Here is a 20124-nt window from a genome sequence, read left to right as displayed (position 1 = left end):
AAGTTATAGGGTTACGTCGTGTTCAAAATGGTATTTTTGTCCATCGGACACAAGTGCAAGACGTAATTGCCATACGCCAAACATGTGAAAGAGAAAACCAGCGCCTTTATATTGCCCAGGTTTTTCCATCACAAAACTAGGGCGATAATTCATACCATGATTGTGCGTTGGCATGATGGCGGAAGCGGAAATGTCGCCAGTGAATGGCTGTCCTCCCTTACAGGATAAAATCTGCAACTCAAAAGGTTGACCGACGGTGAGATCTTCTGACCACTGAATGGCGATGCTCACGTCTTTGTCTGCAAGCGTGATATAACCTTTTTCTGGCAGTGAGCAGGCGAGGCTGTGTTGGCTGCTAATAAGAAGCAATAGCCCTACAATATTAAGAATGTGCTTTTTCATTCTAATACTCATTCAGGCAATGCCCATTCAGACAATGCTAAGGCGTTTTTATAAGCAATTTTTTCGGCGACTTCCTTTGGCAAATCGGCTAACCATTCTCGGCTCCAATCGGCATGATCAATAATGTAATACCAACGTTCAGGAGAGAAGGTGTCGGTGCCGACCATGATTCGATCAGGAAAGGCTAAGAAAAGCTCGCGCCAGCCACTTTGTACTTTTCCGTTGTAGGCATGCTCATTACGAAAGGCCAAATCAGCGGTTAAGTTAGGGTACTTTTCTAACATTCTTGTAATGTCGCTTGGCTCATCGAAACCAGAATGTGCCCACAATACTTTTGCGTTTGGATCTTGTTGGAAGACATTTTCTACTGCTTCTGAGTCTCCGTGTAAATGAAGGAAAAGCCGGTATTCAGCGGCCAATTCAACCACACGACGAATCACCGGCAAGTTAGCGTTGTCGCCATAAACATGGAATTCACCAATGCCCGCATAGGTGTTTTTTGCGAGGAGGTTTTCTAACATGGGAATAACAGATTCATCACGGAACCAAGTGCCAGTTTCACCGCGTTTACGATAAGGACGTAGCACAGGAACGATTAGATCTGGCGCTTCTGCGTAGAGCATTTGAGTGCCTTCATCACTGGAGCTGGAGACAAACGCTTTTTGTAATCCCGCATCTCGTAAAATGCCAATGGCTTTTTTCGGTGGCGTGATGCTCCAAGCATCGTGGCTGTAATGGATATGCGTATCAATGATCGGTGTTTCTGCCTGAGAGGTTTCAGCTTGGCTCATGGTAAAACCGAAGGTGAAAACACAACTTAACAGGGAAGCTGTTAGATACTTCATTTCTTTTCTCCCAGAGAACGATGACATTGTGTGTTTAAAAAATGATCTGATGTTACATGCATTTTGCCAAGCAGATACAAAAAAGCCAAGGCAAAATGCCTTGGCTTTTTTAGGTTTAATTCTTTTAGAAAAATTAAACGATTTTTTTCATGTCAGCCATGTGACCACGAAGAACCGCGCCAATTGCTTCTACTGGGTGAGAGCGAAGCGCTGCGTTTACTTCGATTAGGCGAGCGTTGTCTACGCCGTTATCTGTTTCAGAAAGACCTTTACCGATTACATCCGTTTTGATGTCTTTCATGAAGTCCGCTAGCAATGGTAGGCAAGCATGGTTGTATAGGTAGCAACCGTATTCTGCCGTATCAGAGATCGTTGCGTTCATTTCGTAAAGTTTCTTACGAGCGATTGTGTTCGCGATAAGTGGTGTTTCGTGTAGAGACTCGTAGTAAGCAGACTCAGCAATGATGCCCGCAGCTGTCATTGTTTCAAACGCAAGTTCAACACCCGCTTTTACCATAGCAACCATCAAGATGCCGTTATCGAAGAATTCTTGTTCAGAAATTTCAACATCGCCAGCAGGAGTTTTCTCGAAGTTTGTTTCGGCTGTTTCTGCGCGCCATCCAAGAAGGTTTTTATCATCGTTTGCCCAGTCTTCCATCATTACGCGAGAGAAAGTGCCGTTGATGATGTCGTCTTGGTGCTTGTTGTAAAGCGGACGCATGATCACTTTAAGTTCTTCAGCAAGATCAAACGCTTTGATCTTAGCTGGGTTAGAAAGACGATCTAGCATGTTTGTCACGCCGCCGTATTTCAATGCTTCAGTAATGGTTTCCCAACCGTATTGGATAAGTTTAGATGCGTAACCTGCGTCGATACCTTCTTCAACCATTTTGTCGAAGCAAAGGATAGAGCCAGTTTGCAACATACCACAAAGGATAGTTTGCTCACCCATAAGGTCAGATTTTACTTCTGCGATGAAAGAAGACATTAGAACGCCTGCTTTGTGACCGCCAGTACCAACAGCGTAAGCTTTTGCTAGAGCAAGACCTTCACCTTTAGGGTCATTGTCTTCATGAACAGCAATAAGTGTTGGAACACCGAAACCACGAACGTATTCAGCACGTACTTCAGAACCTGGGCACTTAGGTGCAACCATGATTACTGTAAGGTCTTCACGGATTTGCATGCCTTCTTCTACGATGTTGAAACCGTGAGAGTAAGATAGGCAAGCGCCTTTTTTCATAAGAGGCATGATTTCTTTAACAACTGGTGTGTGTTGTTTATCAGGTGTTAGGTTCAATACAACGTCAGCGGTTGGGATAAGTTCTTCATAAGTGCCAACAACGAAACCGTTTTCAGTCGCGTTTTTCCAAGATTGGCGTTTTTCTGCAATCGCTGCTGCACGCAACGTGTAAGAAACGTCTAAGCCAGAATCACGTAGGTTCAAGCCTTGGTTAAGACCTTGCGCACCACAACCAATAACGACAATTTTTTTGCCTTTAAGGGCTTCTACGCCATCGCTGAATTCGTCCATAGACATGAAACGACATTTTGCTAATTGAGCCAATTGCTCGCGTAGCGGCAAAGTATTGAAGTAGTTATTAGACATGGTTAAACACCTGTAGTTTTAGTTGTTAACTTAAAATGAGCGACAGTTTCATTACCTTTTAAAGGGTAATTTCTGTCAGTGGTGCTACCTTACCGAAATTATACGGTTTCGTAAATTGATATATTTGCAATGTAATGTCCCATTTTTTGAAACGATCAGGTATTCTGTTGAGGGTTAATAAAGCGGCTATGACAGAGAACAAATGAAATGAACATAAAAATCCTCAAACACTTTCTTTCACTGGCGGATAATCTGCATTTTGGTCGCGCCAGTGAAGAATGTCATATCAGTATTTCGGCTCTATCACGGAACATTCGTCAATTAGAAAGCGAGCTCGGCGTGCTGTTATTTTTGCGCGATAATCGAACGGTCGCGCTTACAAGAGAAGGGCGCAAGTTTGTTGATTATGCTAGAAACACTCGTAACCAATGGGATTTAGTTCGTCATGAATTGATGGAGGAAGCGGATCAACTAAGAGGTGAGATCAGCTTATACTGTTCAGTCACCGCGAGTTACAGTTTTCTATACGATTTGCTAAGCCATTTTCGGGTGACACAGCCTAATATTGAAATTAAATTACGCACCGGTGATCCAGAACATGCTATTTCGCATATTTTAGAAGGTAAAGAAGACATCACCATTGCTGCTCGCCCTGAGCATTTACCGCGAGGGTTGGCGTTTAAACACATTGCAATGTCGCCTTTAATATTTATTGCGCCACTTGAACAACAATTGCCAAATGTGCCAACAACAGCGCCTAGTTCTCTGGAAGACTGGGCAAAGATCCCTATGATTTTATCGGAAAGCGGCGTATCACGTGTGCATGTGGATGATTGGTTTCGACAGCATAAAATTGTGCCAAGCATTTATGCTCAGGTAACAGGGAATGAGGCGATTGTGAGCATGGTGAGTCTGGGTTTTGGAATTGGTGTTGTTCCCAAAATTGTTCTAGATAACAGTCCTTTGGTTGAGAAAGTTAGGGTGCTTGATGTGCATCCACAATTGACTCCTTATAATATTGGTTTGTTTGCATTAGATAAAAATTTACACAGCCCTTTGGTAAAAGCTTTTTGGAATCTGAAAGCGATAGACTAATAAACGTTGATCTTGGTCAATTTTTTACATAAAAAAACATTCATACTTCCTTATTGTCTTAGCAATGTCTAAAATACGCCCCTCGTCTAAAAAATAATTAGGTTCAATTATTATGCACCGTTTTAATTTAGGTTTTAAAGGAAGCTTAATAGTCTCCGTTGTACTGGCATTATTGCTTTCCCTTTCTGTTGCTGCCTTGTTTTCTTATCAAATGATAAAAGATCAGGTAACACAAAATGTAACGAATGATTTGCGTTACCTAGTCAATGAAGAAGCTGATAGCATCTTATCTGTATTTCACCGAGCAGAAGAAGCGGTAACAGCGATATCTAAATATTTTACTGAAAAAGGTTATGGCCCGAGCGATTACCCATCTGTTTTGATGACATCCGCAAAAGCTGGCGGTATCTCTAAGTTAACCCTTGGCTTTGAAGATGGTACGTCTTATGTATCCAAGCCTTCGTCAAAAACGTTTCCTGGCGGTGTCGGTATCACATCAAAATATGACCCAAGAACACGCCCTTGGTATCAAGAAGGTAAAGCGACATCTGGTTTGTCTCATAGTAAACCGTTCTTTACTAAAAGTGGTGACCCTATCTTAGCGGTATCTCATACCGTAAATAATGGCGTATTAGCCGCTGATGTTCGTTTCAGTAATCTTCAATCTCGCTTAGAGCAAATCTCGGAAGAAGGTGGGATTAAAAGCTTCATTACAGATAAGAGTGGGTTGATCATTGCCTCTACAATTGATGCAGTGGTACCAAAAGAAGACATTAAAAGCTCCTCTATGTATGGCTTTGTCGGTGAGTTATTTGCCTCTGAGAATTTAGTGGCAGAGCATGTTGTAGATGGGGAAAATTTATTATTCCTAGTGAAAGAAATGTCATTAATTAATGGTGGGCAATGGAATTTCTTTGTAGCTGTTGATAGAGATAAGGTTTTTGCTCCTGTTGCAAAATCTACCGCTCAGCTGCTTGGGATATTGTCCTCAACTGCAATCATCTCGGTTCTGATTTTATTGTTTCTTCTTCGTTTGATTTACAAACCTATTTTGTCTCTTCGTGAGTTAATTACAGGACTTTCTCAAGGTAATGGCGACTTAACTCAGCGTCTGGAAGTGCATACAAATGACGATATCGGTCAAATTGCACTGGGTATAAACCGCTTTATCGAGCAGCTTCAAGTCATGATGAAAGAGGTAAGAAATGCTTCTGAACAACTTTCAGGTCGAGTGGTGAAGATTCACGAGAAGAGTGAAGAGAACTCCGTTGTTTTATCACAGCACGCAACGGAAACAGAGCAAATTGTGGCCGCTGTTGAAGAGCTTTCCAGTTCAGCGGCAGAGGTAGCAGATAACTCAATGTCTGCCGCGTCGTCAGCAAATGAAGCGAAAGAAAACAGCAGTAGTGCTAATGAGCGTTTAACCCAAGCTCAAGCGAAAATTAGTACTCTTGCAGAAGAAATTTTGCAAGCAGCTGAAAACGTTAAGAAAATGGATAATGAAACCAATAATATTCAATCCATTGTTGAGGTGATTGGTGGCATTGCCGAGCAGACCAACTTACTTGCCTTGAACGCGTCAATTGAAGCGGCTAGAGCGGGTGAGCAAGGTCGAGGCTTCGCTGTCGTGGCAGATGAAGTTCGTGCTCTGGCAAACCGAACACAAGATAGCACAACAGAAATTGATCAAGCGTTGGGCGGTTTGCAGAAAGAAGCAGGCAGTGTCGTTATTGCCATTGCAGAAACAAAAAATACCTGTGAAACAACGGTTGAAGTGGCTGAGTCTGTGTCGCAGATTTTACAAACATTGAGTGGGCATATTATCGAAATAAATAATATGAACGCAGAAATATCCAGCTCTTCTTCGGAGCAAAGCAAAGTTATTCAAACAATCAGTGAGAACATTACGGAGCTCCATGGCATGGTTGAGAAACTTTCGACCATTGGCAATGGCCAACATGAAGAAGTGCGTCATATCTCAACCATTAATGATAAACTTGGCGATATGATTAGTAAATTTAAGTTATAAGAAAACACAGGCTCAGTTGTCTCTTCTATTACTCTTTTTGAGTAAAGATAGCTGGGCCTGAATTATTTGCACCTTTATCTGTACATAATTATCGTTTGCGCCTTTTCATAGTGCGATAAACGCCTTGTTCACAATTTTTTATCTTTTCCTGCAATCTTATCTGTCGCTTACGCGCGAAATAAATTTCTTTATTAATCAATCTGGTAAGCATTATCTCTTATTGTTATTCCTTTCTCTTTTAATTTTTGGCATTTCTTTTGCTCAACCTTAGATGCACTAATATGGTTTTACTCCATTTGGTGTTTCCTGTTGACCAGCGTCGGTCGACACCATTAATGGCAACGTCGCCCGCTACTGAATCGCTCAGTGGTATCTGATTAGTCTCCTTTTTGAAGGAATCTAGTGAGGTAGGCGTTTGTCTGTCCGTATGATTTCTTCTATTAAAAAATTCTCTTCAGCTTCCTCTTGATGATTCTTGTCGTTAGTGGTCATGACAGTTTTGTGTTGCCAGATGACCCCTTGCTCGTAGGGACGTTATGCGTTGAGTTGCTCTTGTGTATGCAACGAGTGCTTCAAGGTTGACTTTACTTTTGTGGAAGAAAGCAAATGAATAAAATTGATGTTACAGAAGCTATTTTTGCTGCCAAGAAAGGCAAAAATCTTACTTGGGAAACTATCGCAGAAGCGGTTGGTATGACGGACGTTTGGGTAACTTCTGCTTGTCTTGGGATGAACAGTTGTACAGAAGAAGTCGCTGATAAGTTAGTCGCTTTTTTAGGGCTACCAGATGTTGCAAAAGCCGCATTAATGGAATATCCAACAAAAACATGGGACGAAACCATTCCTCAAGACCCTTTGATATACCGATTGTACGAAGTGGTCGGTGTATATGGTCCAACATTAAAAGAAGTCATCCAAGAGAAATTTGGTGATGGGATCATGAGTGCGATTGATTTTTCTATGTCAGTGGACAAAGAAGAAGATCCAAAAGGTGACCGTGTTGTTTTGACCTTAAACGGTAAGTTTTTACCTTATAAGTCTTGGTAACAAACGCTCATTATTAAATAATTTTTCTCAATAGCTGTACTTAATAGTTTTACTTAATAAATAAGGAAGAGAGGGCTTTATGGCTTATATAGAACCAAGTGAATTCGTTACTAAAATGGTCGATTCAGGCGAACAAAAAGTTTACATGTCGACAAAAGATACTTTTATCCGTGCTTTTATGGCGGGTGCGATCCTTGGCTTAGCGGCATGCTTTGCTATTACCGTCATTACCCTAACCGGCAATGCAATATTAGGAGCCATGTTGTTCCCTGTTGGCTTTATTATGTTGTATTTAATGAAGTTCGATTTATTGACCGGCGTGTTTACTTTGGTGCCTTTGGCATTGTTTGACAAGCGTCCAGGTGTCACTCCAAGCCAAGTATTGCGTAATTGGGGACTGGTTTTTATTGGTAACTTTGCTGGTGCCTTAATGACGGCATTCTTTATGTCGTTTATTTTTACTTATGGCTATGAAACCGATGGCGGCGCAATTGCTGCGAAAGTAAGTACTATTGGTGAATCTCGTACATTAGGTTATCAATCACATGGAGCGTCAGGTTGGTTCACTATTTTCATCCGTGGCATGTTGTGTAACTGGATGGTGTCTATGGGTGTTGTTGGTGCAATGATCTCTACTTCTGCTGGTGCGAAAATGGCGGCGATGTGGATGCCTGTTATGTTGTTCTTCTACATGGGTTTTGAGCATTCAATTGTAAACATGTTCCTATTCCCATTCTCTATGATCATGGGTGGTGATTTCACTTTCGTTGATTACCTTGTATGGAATGAGCTGCCAACTGTATTGGGTAACCTTGCTGGTGGTTTGCTTCTAGTGGGTCTACCTCTTTATCTTACCCATGTTAAAACGTCTAAAAATCGTGAGCTGTAAGTTTAGAATGGATGCCGGTTCCAGATGTTTTCTGTGAGCTAGTCTAGAATAAAAGCCCTGTTCTTATGTAACAGGGCTTTTTTATTTTAGTTGTCTTGTCCTGAAATAGTGTCTCGTCCTGAAATAGGCTTACGGCTACGAGAACAGAGCTTAGTTTTGCCATTTACCTTGAAGCATAGTGAGATAGGGAAGAATATGAGTAAACCACTGAGTGTGAGTATTGGTAGTGCCACTAATAAGGGTAAAAAAGAGGTTAATCAAGATTGCCTTGGCAGTGAAACCCCACAGGAACCTTTATTGAGTGCAAAAGGGGTTGTCGTTGCTATTGCTGATGGCATTAGCTCCAGTAAGGTAAGTCAGATTGCCAGCCAAACTGCGATTAAAAGCTTTCTTGGCGATTACTATTGCACATCCGATGCTTGGTCAGTGAAAACGTCTGGTCAAAAAGTGGTTAAATCCATCAACGCATGGCTATACGCTCAAACGAAAAACAGCCCTTATCGTTTCGAGAAAGACAAAGGTTATATTTGTACTTTTAGTGCTTTGGTTCTGAAATCGAATAGTGCACATGTTTTTCACTCTGGAGACAGCCGTGTTTATCGTGTAGTTGGGTCTGCATTGGAGCAACTGACTCAAGATCATCGCCGTATTGTGTCAGAGGATGTGAGTTATTTGACTCGCGCATTAGGTATCGATCAAACCCTAGAAAGTGATTACCTCACAATGTCGATTAGCCAAGGAGATCAATTTATTTTAGCCACAGATGGTGTTTATGAATTTGTCTCCAATGCACAAATTCTCAACACGATGAGTGATTACGAATGCCTAGATGAAGCGGCAGAACAGATTGTTCAATTGGCATTAGCAGCGGGCAGTGATGACAATTTAAGTATTCAAATTGTCCGAGTGGATGATGTGCCAAGCTATTTATTAGGAGAGGTTCAACAGCAAGTAGTAGGTTTACCATTGCCTCCTGCATTGAGTGCCAGAATGGAGCTCGACGGCTACGAAATTATTCGGCCTATTTATGTTAGTAGTCGAAGCCATGTGTTTCTCGCAAAAGACCCCGATACAGAACAAACCGTTGCGATTAAAGTACCTTCTACGGAGCTTGCATCCGATGCAGCTTACCTTGAAAGCTTTATGATGGAAGACTGGGTCGCGAAGCGTGTTACAAACCCCCATGTGGTCAAAGCCATTGAGCCAACACGCAAACGCAATTATTTGTATGTGGTGACAGAATATTTAGAAGGAAAGTCTTTGGCCCAATGGATGATAGACAACCCTAAGCCAACATTAGAGCAAACACGTAATATTATTTCGCAGATAGCAAAAGGCTTACAGGCGTTCCATCGCCAAGAAATGATCCACCAAGATATTCGACCTGCGAATATCATGATTGATGATACTAATACGGTAAAAATCATCGACTTTGGTTCTACTTATATTGCCGGTGTGACGAGTTTAGAAGGGGAAGAAGTCTTAAAAGGTACCATGCGTTATTCAGCGCCAGAGTATTTTTTAGGGCAAGCAGGAACCGTGAAATCAGATATTTATGCACTTGGAGTGATTGCTTATCAAATGTTATCAGGGAATAAATTTCCTTACAGTACGAGCATTGCTCAGGCGAGAAGCGTTTCGGCGCAACGTCGAATTCAATACACAAGCTTGATTAATGAGGAATCTGAATTACCTGTATGGATCGATGATGCCTTGCAAAAAGCCTTGCAGATTAACCCCTTAAAACGCTACGAAGCCTTATCGGAATTTGTTTATGATTTGCATCATCCGAATAAAGCTTTTTTAAACCGTACTCGTCCGCCACTTATACAGCGCAACCCAGTGATGTTTTGGCAAGGCGTGTCTTTTAGTTTGCTTCTCATTATCGTTTTTATGTTGTTAGAAATTTAAGAACAAGGCTGCTCTCGATTAATCAAAGAAGCAGGCTTGAAGTTAGCTTCTTCATGCTTTAATCATGCCGTATGCTGAATAAAAGCGTTCACAAGCCCATCATTATTCATGTCATCATTGATGCCGTTTTAGTTGATTATTGTAAAAAATCATCATGATAAAAAGTAAAATAATTTATCTAGAATTACTTCGCTGTTTAGCAAACTGTGGTCACAAAAAAAGCCACTTCATTTGAAGTGGCTTTTCGAGTTTTATATTACTCAATAATTAAAGCTGAATGCTTACTGTCTCACCATCAATGGTAAGCTCTAGTTGGTCACCAACTAGTTTGTGAGTCACTTCCGTTTTAGCTTGTCCAGCCTTACTTGGCACAAGCAAAGTAAGAATGTTGTGCTCTTTCTTCGCTTTGAATTTCGCTTCCACATGGCGGTGAACGTCTAAATCTTTGTACTCCGCTGGGTCAACTTCACCGAAGCCTTCTACATTTTCAATCGACAATAGATTGTCTGTGCAATCGTTAATGAATGACACGTCTAACACCGCGTTTTCACCAATGATCTGGAAAGCGTCTTTTGCTGTTTCTGTACCAAACGTTGTATGTAGGTTCCAAGTTAGATCTTGCTCAACCTTCATCGTCGCTGTATCACGCATGACAAAAACTTTGCCTTTCGCAAACCAGATTTTACGTTTGTAGCTTTCTAGGTCTGGGTTGTGGAACTGGTAAGAAGTGGATGCATCACCTTCGACAAACAATACTTCGGATTCTGTATCGTAATCGCTGATTTTTCCGCCCGCTTCGATACAGTAACGATCTTGGTGCTCACCTTCGAATTTAGATGTGGTGTTTTCTGCGTACTGACCCTTACCATCAAACAACGGTAGATTTTTTGAGAAAGTACGACGACGCCATTTGATGTGCATGTCGACACCAAACCCACCGTAATACCCAGTAATTGCTGCCAATGTGTCACCAAAAGCATGCAAAGTGTAAGCGTTTTGATCGCCGTGTGAGTGGCTGATAGAACCAAATGGGCTACATTTGTAAACCATGTGAATGTGCTCGTCACGGTTTGTCATGTTGCTATGGAAAGCCGCCCACCCGGTGATAGGGAACACTTTTAACAAAGGCTCATTAGACGGCGCTACTTCTGGCATGTCGTTCCATAGGTAGTCAAAACGCAAATCATCATAACCAAAGTCCCACCAACCGAAGTTGTAGAATTTAGTATGCGCTTCTGTATCGCGTGCTTTAAGTTGGTTGTAGTACCAAATGTATTCAGGCTTGTTATTCACACCCGCAAAATGCTTGATGTTGTAAGCCAGTTTCAACCCCGGGAAATCACCGATACTAGACTGATCACAGAAGCTCGCGCGCTTAGAGTGAACAGGCATACAGTAAAGAGGGAAGTCGCCAGTGTTCTTGTAGAATTCTTTGTTGAACATGTTGATTGAGGTGTAGCTTTTCAGTAGATCAAAAGACTCACCAAGGAACGCCATCTGAGTGTTCCAGTAATCTGGGCCTTCCGCCCATGCGCCATCTTGGCCACCCCATGGTGGGTAATGTTTCGCATAGTACTCAATGCCATATTCGATGTATTCACGAGCCTTTGGATACTCATTGTATAGAGCAATACAAGTTGGAATCACGGCCGAACTGATACTGCGCACACCGTGGCTGTTTAATGGATTGGCTAATAAATCCACAGTCACTTCTAAGTGGTGCATGATTTCTTCAAGGCGAACAATTAAGGCTTTCTTTACGGTTTCACGCTCTTCTTCTGAAAAGTAGCTGTGTAACCAATCATAGCCCCAAGCCATGGCTGCAATAACACGAAAAGCCGCTTCATCATTGTAACCACGAGACGTTACGCCTTCAGGGTCATACGACGCAAGCTGCAATGTCCATGCTTTTGCCTTGGCAATAATCGCTTTGTCTTCTAATACAATGCCCGCGATAGACAAATTACGTGTAGCGTTAAATGCTTCTTGGCAGCTAACGTACATTTGACGCCAGAAAGGGCGCCACAAAGAGGCTTTACCAACCGTTTCTTCTGGATAAGGTTGTGGCTCTGCGTAAGGGGAGGTGTCTAAAAACTTGTTCGTTGAATTGCTCATGAACGCGTCAAATTTGCAGTAGCTTGGGTCCGCTTTTAGCTTGCTTTTAAAAGCATCTAGATCTTTGCTTTGGACTAATAAACGTGGGTGTTCCACACTTAAATTATCAAGAAAAGAAAGGTCGATATCCGCTTCTTGAACTTTGATAGGCATGACATCAACAAGGTTGCCAGCTGACTTATCGTTTTCTAATTTGATCGCTTTAATGGCATCAAAAGATTTATCTTTAGACATGGTTGTCCTCTTCTCAATAATGGTGTCACTCGGTGAGACCGAGTCGTCATTTTAGAATTATTGTTTCGTTGTGTTTAGCTGTTTTTTATTCGCGCAGTTTTTTGATATATCACCATCCAGCGCATGCACTAAATTGTCTATGGCGCAGTTCACCATCTTTAGTCGAGTTTCTGTGGTGGCTGAGCCAATATGCGGAAACAAAACCGCGTTATCTAGATTGCGCAAAGGAGAGTCAGCAGGCAGAGGTTCTATCTCAAAAACATCTAAGCCAGCCGCTCTAATTACGCCTTGAGATAAAGCGTTAATAAGAGCCGCTTCGTCAATAACTTTACCTCGTGATGCATTGATGAAGATGGCGCTATTTTTCATCATGGCAAACTCATTTTCACCAACTAAACCTTTTGTTTCCTCGGTAAGTGGTGTCAATACGCAAATAAAATCCGATGTTTTGAGCAAAGATTCCATATCCACATAAGAGGCATTGAAATCTCGTTCAGCATCTTCTCTTTGGTTTCGGTTACAGTACTGAATTGGCATATCGAAGCCAAGGTGGGCGCGTTTTGCTAAGGCATAACCAATGCGGCCCATACCGATAATACCGAGTGTTTTACCATGAACGTCTATGCCAAACAGTGTTTCATCTATGCTTCTGTTCCAGCGACCTTCTTTTACCATATTAGCCAATTCGACAGCGCGTCGTGCTGTACACATGATGAGTGCGAATATTGTATCGGCTGTGGTGTCATTTAACACATTGGCCGTGTGCATCAATGGGATATTACGGCTGCTTAAATAAGGTAAATCATATTGATCAGTACCCACTGAAATAGTGGAGGCCGCTTTTAAACGAGGTGCTTGACCTAATATATCCGAACTCATGTTAGTGCTAGCGCCAATAAGGCCTTCCGCTTCAGCAAGCGCATCGAGAAATGCGCTTTTATTTGACTCATTAATTCCATCAAAGAAAGAAACTTCAAATAGATTTTTAAGCCGCTGAAGCGGTTGCTCAGGAATCCTTTTGTATAAAAGGACCTTCTTTTTCATCGTATTAAGCTTGTTCTAACTCATTAAGCTTTTCACGAGTTGGCAAGCCTTCGCTATCGCCACGAACTTGTACAGCAAGAGAGCCAAATAAGTTGCCACGACGGGCCGCTTCTTCAACACTTTTGCCATCAAGCAATGCTGAGATAACGCCAGTTGCAAAGCTGTCGCCTGCACCGACAGTATCGACCACTGTTTCTACTTTAAAGCCTGCAACAGTGCCAGATTCGCCTTCGGCTGTTTTGTAGTACGCACCGGCACTACCGAGTTTTACGATAACGATTTTTGCGCCGTTTTTGATGTAGAAATCAGCAATAGTCTCAGGGTCTTCGCTACCGACTAGGATTTTGCCTTCTTCGATACCAGGAAGAATAATGTCACTGGCGAAAGCAAATTCGTTGATGGTGGCTACCATGGTTTCTTGGTTCGGCCAAAGAGTAGGGCGTAGGTTTGTATCGAATGTAATCGTACAACCTTGTGCTTTTGCATAAGTTAGAGCTTGTCGAATGGCTTCTCTTGTGGAATCAGAAACGGCAGCAGCAACACCGGTTAAATGTAGGTGTGTATTCGCAGTGAAAAGAGAGGCATTAATATCGCCAGCATTTAATGTAGAAGCGGCTGAGTTGCGACGGAAATATTCAACAAGAGGGTCGCTGCCGTCAGTTTGATTACTTTTCATCATAAAGCCAGTAGGCGCTTCTGAGGTCTCAGAAATGGAATCTGTTTTGATGCCTTCCTTGCCGATTGCATTACGAATAAATTCACCAAGGCAATCTTTGCCGACTTTACTAACATAGTTAGATTCGAAGCCAAGGCGAGCCATACCGATAGCAACGTTGACTTCTGCACCGGCTAAATAGCGAGTAAATTCTTCAACATCAGCTAGTTTTCCTGGTGTTTTAGCAACGAACAATCCCATTGCTTCACCGAGTGTTACAAAAGATTGTGCTTGGTTATTTTGCGCCATGTTTTTTATTCCTATCTTATTATTACTGTCATCGAGGTCATTTCTTGTTGACCTGTTATATTTTGATCAAGAAGATAGCATGGAACCGATTCCAAAAACAGCGAAATCCGTTCTATGTTGATTGTCTAATAACCAATTCCGCTGCCAACTTGATGTGCTGTGTTGGTTCGCTATTACCTTGAATACGCGTCAAAAGTCGATTGCAGGCGGTTTGCCCAATGTCTTGTGTAGGTTGACGCATGACGGTTATACCACCTTCAAACAATTGCACCCATTCAGGATCATCTATTCCAATTAACCCAATATCTTGGCCAGCTTTAATGTTCAGCTTTTTCAGTGTTTTTGCCGCGCTCATAGTGGCAACTCCATTGGTGGTAAAAATGGCTTTTTTGCGATTTGGGTTTGCTTGTAAAAAATCGTTAATTGTTGAGCTCATACAAGGCTCACTCATTTTGTCTGTTTCCACAATGTCGCAGGTCATGTTTTCGTGTTCTTCAACGAAAGCTTGAATAGCGTCAGCTCGTGCACGACGAGGCTCAATAGTAAGAGACTCGGTGATGACCAAAATGTCTTCATAGGATTTGGATAACAGATGTTCGCATGCTTGTTTGGCGGCGGCTTCGTTATTCAAACCGACGGAATCAAACCCAAGTGAGGTGTTAATGCGGTCAACCAAGACAAGAGGACAAGTAAGCTTTGCCAAGTTGTCGAGCTGTTTTGGCGCCATAGCTGCGATGTTGACGATTATGCCGTCTACTCGATGTGCTTCTAATAAGTTTAGATAACTGTCTTGTAAATCTTTTTCATTATCCGTGTTACACACCATCAGCATGTAACCTTCTTGGCGACAAACGTGCTCTATTCCTTTTAATACATCAATAGAATAAGGGTTGGTGACATCGGCAAACATAAGTCCAATGAGTTTCGAATGACCGGCTCGTAACATCCGAGCGGAATGATTCGGACGGAAATCTAAATGAGCGATGGCGTCTTCAATTTTCTCTTGAAGCTTTTTCGATAACTTGTTTTGTTCGCCATTTAGATAGCGAGAAACACTTGTCTTTCCTACATTAGCGTATTTGGCAACATCAGAAATGGTGGTGAAATTTTTGTTCGGATTCTTCGGCAATGTTTTGTCTCAGTATTTGAATAAAATGAGAAAGCCCCACAGAAATGAGTAATAGGTAGGTGTTTTATCTACTTTAAACTATGATCCTAGTAAGGTGCAATTGTAAGTCTCAAATCTGTTTATATCCCGCCCTTGGGCTTTTTTAAGACCTCTTTTTTAATGGCAGGAATCCTATGAAAATTTTCAGTTGTTAGTAATGTGGTCAAACCGTGTTATTTGAAAATACGCATTGTGAGCAATGTTCGTCTGCACTTGGCTGGTGGAAGAGGGTGGAAGTTCATTTTATGTGGCGTGCGATCTGAACCGCCACATTCCTAACTTAGGTAAAATGGAAGAACGCCAAGCGTGGCAGCAACAGGCTTCATTCATGATCCTAGGGAGAAAAGAGATAAGCAATTTAGAGGCTTAGTATACGCCATATGTAGCGCTTCTCTGCTATCGATGAATAACCGAAACAAGAAATAAAGGGAAAACCAGAAGTCATGAAAAAGATGTAATAAGCGGGAACAAAGCCTCCCATTTAAGTGTGTTAAATGGGAGGCGCTATAGCTGAAAAAAAATATTATTTTAGAAAAATAGCCACGAGAAAAGTTGAATGACGCCAGCAAAAACACCCACTAAAACGAGCAGGATCAGTGTGTTGATAAGGTACTTGAGACGCTTGTAAGCTTTTCTGTTGGTTTTCTTAAGCTCTTTGCTTTTTTGTAGAAGTGGTGCCATAGACTTAAATATTTGATTGGCTAAACCGCCTTTGTCTTCATGAGTGTTAGGCACAACGGAAGCTCGCATTAGCAGTTTGTAGCTGAGGTTAATCAGTTTTCCTAATGGATTGACGGGGCGGTTAAAGTCGCACATTAAAATAAGGCGACTTTCTTCTGTATTGTTTTTGACGAAATGCAGATAGGTTTCATCAAACAAAAGGTCTTTTCCATCTCTCCATGAGTACTGCTCTCCATCGATATTAATAAAGCAGTCATCACTGTTCGGGGTTTCTAGTCCCAAATGATAACGTAGCGAACAAGCAACAGGGTCAAGGTGACGAGTAAGTTCTGAGTTGGCTGGCATGTAAGCAAACATGGCACCATTAATGTTTTTGATCTTACTGAGAATCTCGACTGTTCTAGGACAGCTCTTCTGAGCGGAAATGTGGGAGTAGCCATACCATTTTAAATAAAACTTACGCCACCCGTATTTATGGAAGGTTCTAAAGCCAACGTCATAATAGGCATCTGAACCAAGAGTATTGATACTTTCTAGCTCTCCTTCCTTTTGTAGAGCTAATGCTTCATCTCGTATTACTTCCCAATTAGCTCGTAGCTCATCAAGCTCTTTGTATTGCAAGGTATCAATAATTGGGCGACGGACAGCTTTAGGTGAAAACAAATACAGCAAGCAGTTAAGTGGTGCAAAAATCGGCCAACCTTTTCGTAAATATTCAGTCCAGTTGGCGTATCGAACGCTGCCTCTGTATGTATAAATGTAATACATAGAGCATAGACTGAAGCCCACTAAAAGAATCAATATGACGGCGAGGTACATTTTTTATCCCTATTAAAATACAACTGTTCATTTTATTTGCTAATTATTTACTAATTCGTTCAAAATATGAACCTTTTAATGGGCTTTGTACACATTCCGTTTTTTTATTTGTAAGTTTTATTCCTAGGCGGCATCACTTTCTACGAAATCACTGGTATCGTCTTGATCGAATATGACAGTATTTTCCTCTTCTTCATAGAAGCTTTCTTCATCGGGTTCTATGATTAAGTCTTCTAACGGCTTTTTAGGTGCTGCATCGGCTAAGTCGAGCTGTGTGTTCTTTTCTACATTTTTATCATTGGACTTTTTCGTGTTTGGTCGAGCTTTCTTTTTCGGCCCCAATATATCTAGAAGAGAGTCTTTATTCTCTGCAAGGTACATGGATAAGGCTTCAACTTGGGTTGAGTCATCCATAAGAGAGCTGCTGTCCAAGACTTCATAAAGCCCTTCGGCTGTGTCCAAAAGCTTATCGTAGGCATCAGCTTCCGCTTTCGAAATAAAAGTCATTTTTTCAATTCCATCACGTTCTACAACATATTGAGTAATTACAGGCATAATCCATCTCCGGAAAATAATACTGTATAAATATACAGTATTATTTTCCTTATTGTCCAATGCTTTTGTTTGTTGATTTTGCCAATGATTGTTAAAGTGGCGCTCTTGATAAAGGAAATGGTTTTTATGCAATTCGACTTATCCCAATTGGATTTTTCTGTCGTAACTGAACATATTGAAGTGACGTTAACAGTAGCTTGGGCACTGCTTTTTTACATTGTAAGACGCTATACAAAACGTCTGATTCGTTTAAATCAGAATATAGAACACGATAAAAAGCGCCAGAGAATTAACACGGTAGATAATATTTTCAATCTCTTCTTAGTGGTTGGTTTTATATTAATTTGGTCATCTGAACTCCAAAATATCGCCATTTCAATCGCGGCATTTATGGTGGCGCTGGTTATCGCCACGAAAGAGTTTATCGCTTGTATTGTGGGTGCTTTTTACCGTGCCAGTACAAGACCTTATCAAGTAGGTGATTGGATTCGTATTGCTAATTATGAAGGTGAGGTCACCGACAGCGATTGGCTTTCTACGACTCTGTTTGAAGTCGATTTAAAAGGCGGAAGTTATTCTTATACGGGTCGTACTACCGTAGTGCCGAACAGTGTTTTGCTGGTTCATACTGTGCAAAACCTGAACTATATGCGCCGTTATGTTACTCATAATTTCTCCATTTCACGAAATACAGATGATGTGAATTTATTTGTGATTAAAGAACAGATCTTGGAAAAAATTCGCGAATACAGTGAACATTTCCATGAAGTAGCGATTCGCTACAACAGCTTAATTGAAAAGCGTTTAGACATTAAAATTTCAGGTCCTGAACCTCGGGTTCGAATCACGACGACGCCAGAGGGTTACAACATATTCACTGTGTCTTTGTTCTGCCCAACAGAAGAAGCCGTAGGTATTGAGCAAAAGGTGACAGAAGACTTCATGCGGTTTTGGTATGAAGAACGTAATGCCAATTGGAACCGACAGAGTAAATCGAGTGAGGCAAGTAAATGAAGACCTTTCAGCAAGCTTTAACACTGACTTTATTGGCAAGCACTTTATTGTTAAGCGGCTGTAATAGCTTTTTAGTAAGTGAAGAGGAAGTCAATCAAGAGGTTAAAAAGCAGCTTGAAGAATCACAACAGAACAAAATTACCTTCAACATTGATGGTAATGTTTTGAACTTGGATTTGTTGGTGACAGAAGCGGACATAGATTTCAACGCCCGTGATGGTGGCTTGGTTATTGTCGATTTAGTGAGTGATTTAAAAGGGACGTTAACGGCATTTGGTCAAGAGTTTTCATTGACGACTGTGGTTCGCCCATCGTTTGAATCTGGCGTTCGTATTGAAGGCGATAAGCTCTATTTAGTTGGCCCGAAAATCACAAAAATAGATATACAAGGCTCTACTTTTAGTGAGCAAATGTTACGTTCAACACTAGGGTCTTTGCATGGCGATTTGGAGCAAGCGCTGGCTCAGCATTTTGCTAAGTACCCTGTGTATGTTCTGAACCATTCGCCATTTGAAAAAGCAGCCGGGGCGTTGGTGAAAGACATTATTATTAAAGAAGAATCCCTAGAGCTCTCTATTTTCTAGTTAAGTTCCTAGGTTGCCTTTATAATGCTGCGCTAAAATGAGCAGTAATGCTCTCTCCCAGAATGAAGAATAGAGGAAACCCTATGCCGATTGCAGATAATCAAGTTGTTCAATTTCACTACACATTACGTCATGGAGAAGACTTGATTGAGACGTCCGCAGGTAATGACCCTGCTGCGTACCTTCACGGTCACAGCAACATTGTTCCGGGACTGGAAAAAGCAATGGAAGGCAAAGACGTGGGTGATGAATTTGAAGTAACAGTGCCTTGTGCTGAAGCTTATGGCGAGCGCCATGAAGATCGCACACAGCAAATGCCAATCAAGCACTTACAAGGCGCGAAGCGTTGGAAGCCAGGTATGGTTGCTATGGTACAAACAGACAAAGGCATGCGTCAGGTAACCATCATCAAAGCCGGCCTGAAGCATGCAACGGTTGACTTAAATCACCCATTGTCAGGAAAAGATCTTACATTCAATATTGAGATTGTTGAGACTCGTGACGCAACCAATGATGAGATTGCCCACGGTCATGCACACGGTGTAGGCGGACATCACCACTAGTATTTATAGAGTTAGAGAAAGCCTCTGTTGCGTTTATCGTAGCAGAGGCTTTTTTGTATGAAAAAATGATGGAGAATCAAAAAAATAAAAATTAATAAGAATCGTTATCAACTAGCTTGACAGAACTTCCTTATAAGTACATATTGATAATAGTTATCATTTATATGTTTGAAAGGAGAAAGCAATGACTCGCTATTTAGTGCCATTCTCAGTACTTGAACAAACCATTCAGGCGGGTCAGTGTGCAGACTCGCCAGAGATTCTTGATCATTACCTAACGCTAACAACAGAATACGCTGAGCGCTTGAGCATTCCTGATGCCACATCATTGCATCAACGGGCCTTTAACGTCTTGCTTGATACTGTTTGCGATACCAGCCTTCCTCCTCACTGGCGTCAAACTTGCCTTGATAAAGTGTACTTACCTTTATCACAGCTAAAACGCTTAATCGTGACGTATCAAGATGCCAGAAGCTATTTCAAAATGGAGCACAGTCTGCGTACTTTGAGCCATTACTTTATTTCTTCTTACTAACAATAAGGACACATCATTAGA

General features: G+C 41.5%; 18 protein-coding genes. 9 read left to right on the top strand and 9 right to left on the bottom strand.

What is annotated here, in order from left to right; all coding sequences use genetic code 11:
* Positions 1-3 precede the first annotated feature (3 nt).
* The 3 genes from ABFY09_RS11075 to ilvC form a co-directional block, all read right to left on the bottom strand.
* On the bottom strand, positions 4-402 hold the full coding sequence (locus tag ABFY09_RS11075; protein ID WP_347984383.1) for a hypothetical protein: 399 nt from the start codon (positions 400-402) through the stop codon (positions 4-6).
* Between the two features lie 8 nt (positions 403-410).
* The gene (locus tag ABFY09_RS11070) at positions 411-1247 is read right to left on the bottom strand and encodes an amidohydrolase family protein (RefSeq protein WP_347984382.1); all 837 of its coding nucleotides are present in this window, start codon (positions 1245-1247) and stop codon (positions 411-413) included.
* A 133-nt stretch (positions 1248-1380) separates the two neighbouring features.
* Complete coding sequence (ilvC, locus tag ABFY09_RS11065; protein WP_347984381.1) at positions 1381-2856, bottom strand: ketol-acid reductoisomerase; 1476 nt, start codon at positions 2854-2856, stop codon at positions 1381-1383.
* Between the two features lie 207 nt (positions 2857-3063).
* Between ilvC and ilvY the strand changes: the two genes are divergently transcribed.
* From ilvY to ABFY09_RS11040, 5 genes are all read left to right on the top strand, one after another.
* Entirely contained in the window at positions 3064-3951 is an 888-nt protein-coding gene (gene ilvY, locus ABFY09_RS11060) for an HTH-type transcriptional activator IlvY (RefSeq protein ID WP_347984380.1), read from the top strand.
* A 112-nt stretch (positions 3952-4063) separates the two neighbouring features.
* A complete protein-coding gene (locus ABFY09_RS11055; RefSeq protein WP_347984379.1) occupies positions 4064-5980 on the top strand; it encodes a methyl-accepting chemotaxis protein in 1917 nt (638 codons plus the stop codon).
* Positions 5981-6586: 606 nt separating this feature from the next.
* Positions 6587-7027 carry a cyanase gene (gene cynS, locus ABFY09_RS11050; RefSeq protein ID WP_347984378.1) on the top strand — a complete coding sequence of 147 codons (441 nt, stop codon included), beginning with the start codon at positions 6587-6589 and terminating at the stop codon, positions 7025-7027.
* A 79-nt stretch (positions 7028-7106) separates the two neighbouring features.
* On the top strand, positions 7107-7916 hold the full coding sequence (locus ABFY09_RS11045) for a formate/nitrite transporter family protein (RefSeq protein ID WP_347984377.1): 810 nt from the start codon (positions 7107-7109) through the stop codon (positions 7914-7916).
* A 195-nt stretch (positions 7917-8111) separates the two neighbouring features.
* The gene (locus ABFY09_RS11040; RefSeq protein WP_347984376.1) at positions 8112-9827 is read left to right on the top strand and encodes a bifunctional protein-serine/threonine kinase/phosphatase; all 1716 of its coding nucleotides are present in this window, start codon (positions 8112-8114) and stop codon (positions 9825-9827) included.
* Positions 9828-10094: 267 nt separating this feature from the next.
* Here ABFY09_RS11040 and ABFY09_RS11035 read toward each other — a convergent pair whose 3' ends face one another.
* The 6 genes from ABFY09_RS11035 to ABFY09_RS11010 form a co-directional block, all read right to left on the bottom strand.
* Positions 10095-12176 carry a DUF4962 domain-containing protein gene (locus tag ABFY09_RS11035; protein ID WP_347984375.1) on the bottom strand — a complete coding sequence of 694 codons (2082 nt, stop codon included), beginning with the start codon at positions 12174-12176 and terminating at the stop codon, positions 10095-10097.
* 57 nt (positions 12177-12233) lie between these two features.
* On the bottom strand, positions 12234-13220 hold the full coding sequence (locus ABFY09_RS11030; protein WP_347984374.1) for a D-glycerate dehydrogenase: 987 nt from the start codon (positions 13218-13220) through the stop codon (positions 12234-12236).
* A gap of 4 nt (positions 13221-13224) precedes the next feature.
* On the bottom strand, positions 13225-14184 hold the full coding sequence (locus ABFY09_RS11025; protein ID WP_347984373.1) for a sugar kinase: 960 nt from the start codon (positions 14182-14184) through the stop codon (positions 13225-13227).
* Between the two features lie 112 nt (positions 14185-14296).
* Positions 14297-15313, bottom strand: coding sequence for a LacI family DNA-binding transcriptional regulator (locus ABFY09_RS11020; protein ID WP_347984372.1), 1017 nt, complete (start codon positions 15311-15313; stop codon positions 14297-14299).
* 567 nt (positions 15314-15880) lie between these two features.
* Complete coding sequence (locus tag ABFY09_RS11015) at positions 15881-16852, bottom strand: aspartyl/asparaginyl beta-hydroxylase domain-containing protein (protein ID WP_347984371.1); 972 nt, start codon at positions 16850-16852, stop codon at positions 15881-15883.
* A 123-nt stretch (positions 16853-16975) separates the two neighbouring features.
* Complete coding sequence (locus ABFY09_RS11010; protein WP_347984370.1) at positions 16976-17407, bottom strand: YebG family protein; 432 nt, start codon at positions 17405-17407, stop codon at positions 16976-16978.
* A 126-nt stretch (positions 17408-17533) separates the two neighbouring features.
* Between ABFY09_RS11010 and ABFY09_RS11005 the strand changes: the two genes are divergently transcribed.
* The 4 genes from ABFY09_RS11005 (at position 17534) to ABFY09_RS10990 (ending at position 20103) form a co-directional block, all read left to right on the top strand.
* Entirely contained in the window at positions 17534-18421 is an 888-nt protein-coding gene (locus ABFY09_RS11005; protein WP_347984369.1) for a mechanosensitive ion channel family protein, read from the top strand.
* A complete protein-coding gene (locus tag ABFY09_RS11000; protein WP_347984368.1) occupies positions 18418-19005 on the top strand; it encodes a DUF1439 domain-containing protein in 588 nt (195 codons plus the stop codon). Before ABFY09_RS11005 ends, ABFY09_RS11000 begins: the two co-directional genes overlap by 4 nt.
* A gap of 83 nt (positions 19006-19088) precedes the next feature.
* Positions 19089-19568 carry a peptidylprolyl isomerase gene (locus ABFY09_RS10995; RefSeq protein ID WP_347984367.1) on the top strand — a complete coding sequence of 160 codons (480 nt, stop codon included), beginning with the start codon at positions 19089-19091 and terminating at the stop codon, positions 19566-19568.
* A 184-nt stretch (positions 19569-19752) separates the two neighbouring features.
* On the top strand, positions 19753-20103 hold the full coding sequence (locus ABFY09_RS10990; RefSeq protein ID WP_347984366.1) for a hypothetical protein: 351 nt from the start codon (positions 19753-19755) through the stop codon (positions 20101-20103).
* Positions 20104-20124 lie beyond the last annotated feature (21 nt).

The sequence above is a fragment of the Marinomonas sp. 5E14-1 genome (assembly GCF_039939215.1).
In the GTDB taxonomy this organism is placed as follows: domain Bacteria; phylum Pseudomonadota; class Gammaproteobacteria; order Pseudomonadales; family Marinomonadaceae; genus Marinomonas.
The sequence above is the reverse complement of the archived record's forward strand: the minus strand, read 5'-3'. Positions and strand labels throughout refer to the sequence as shown.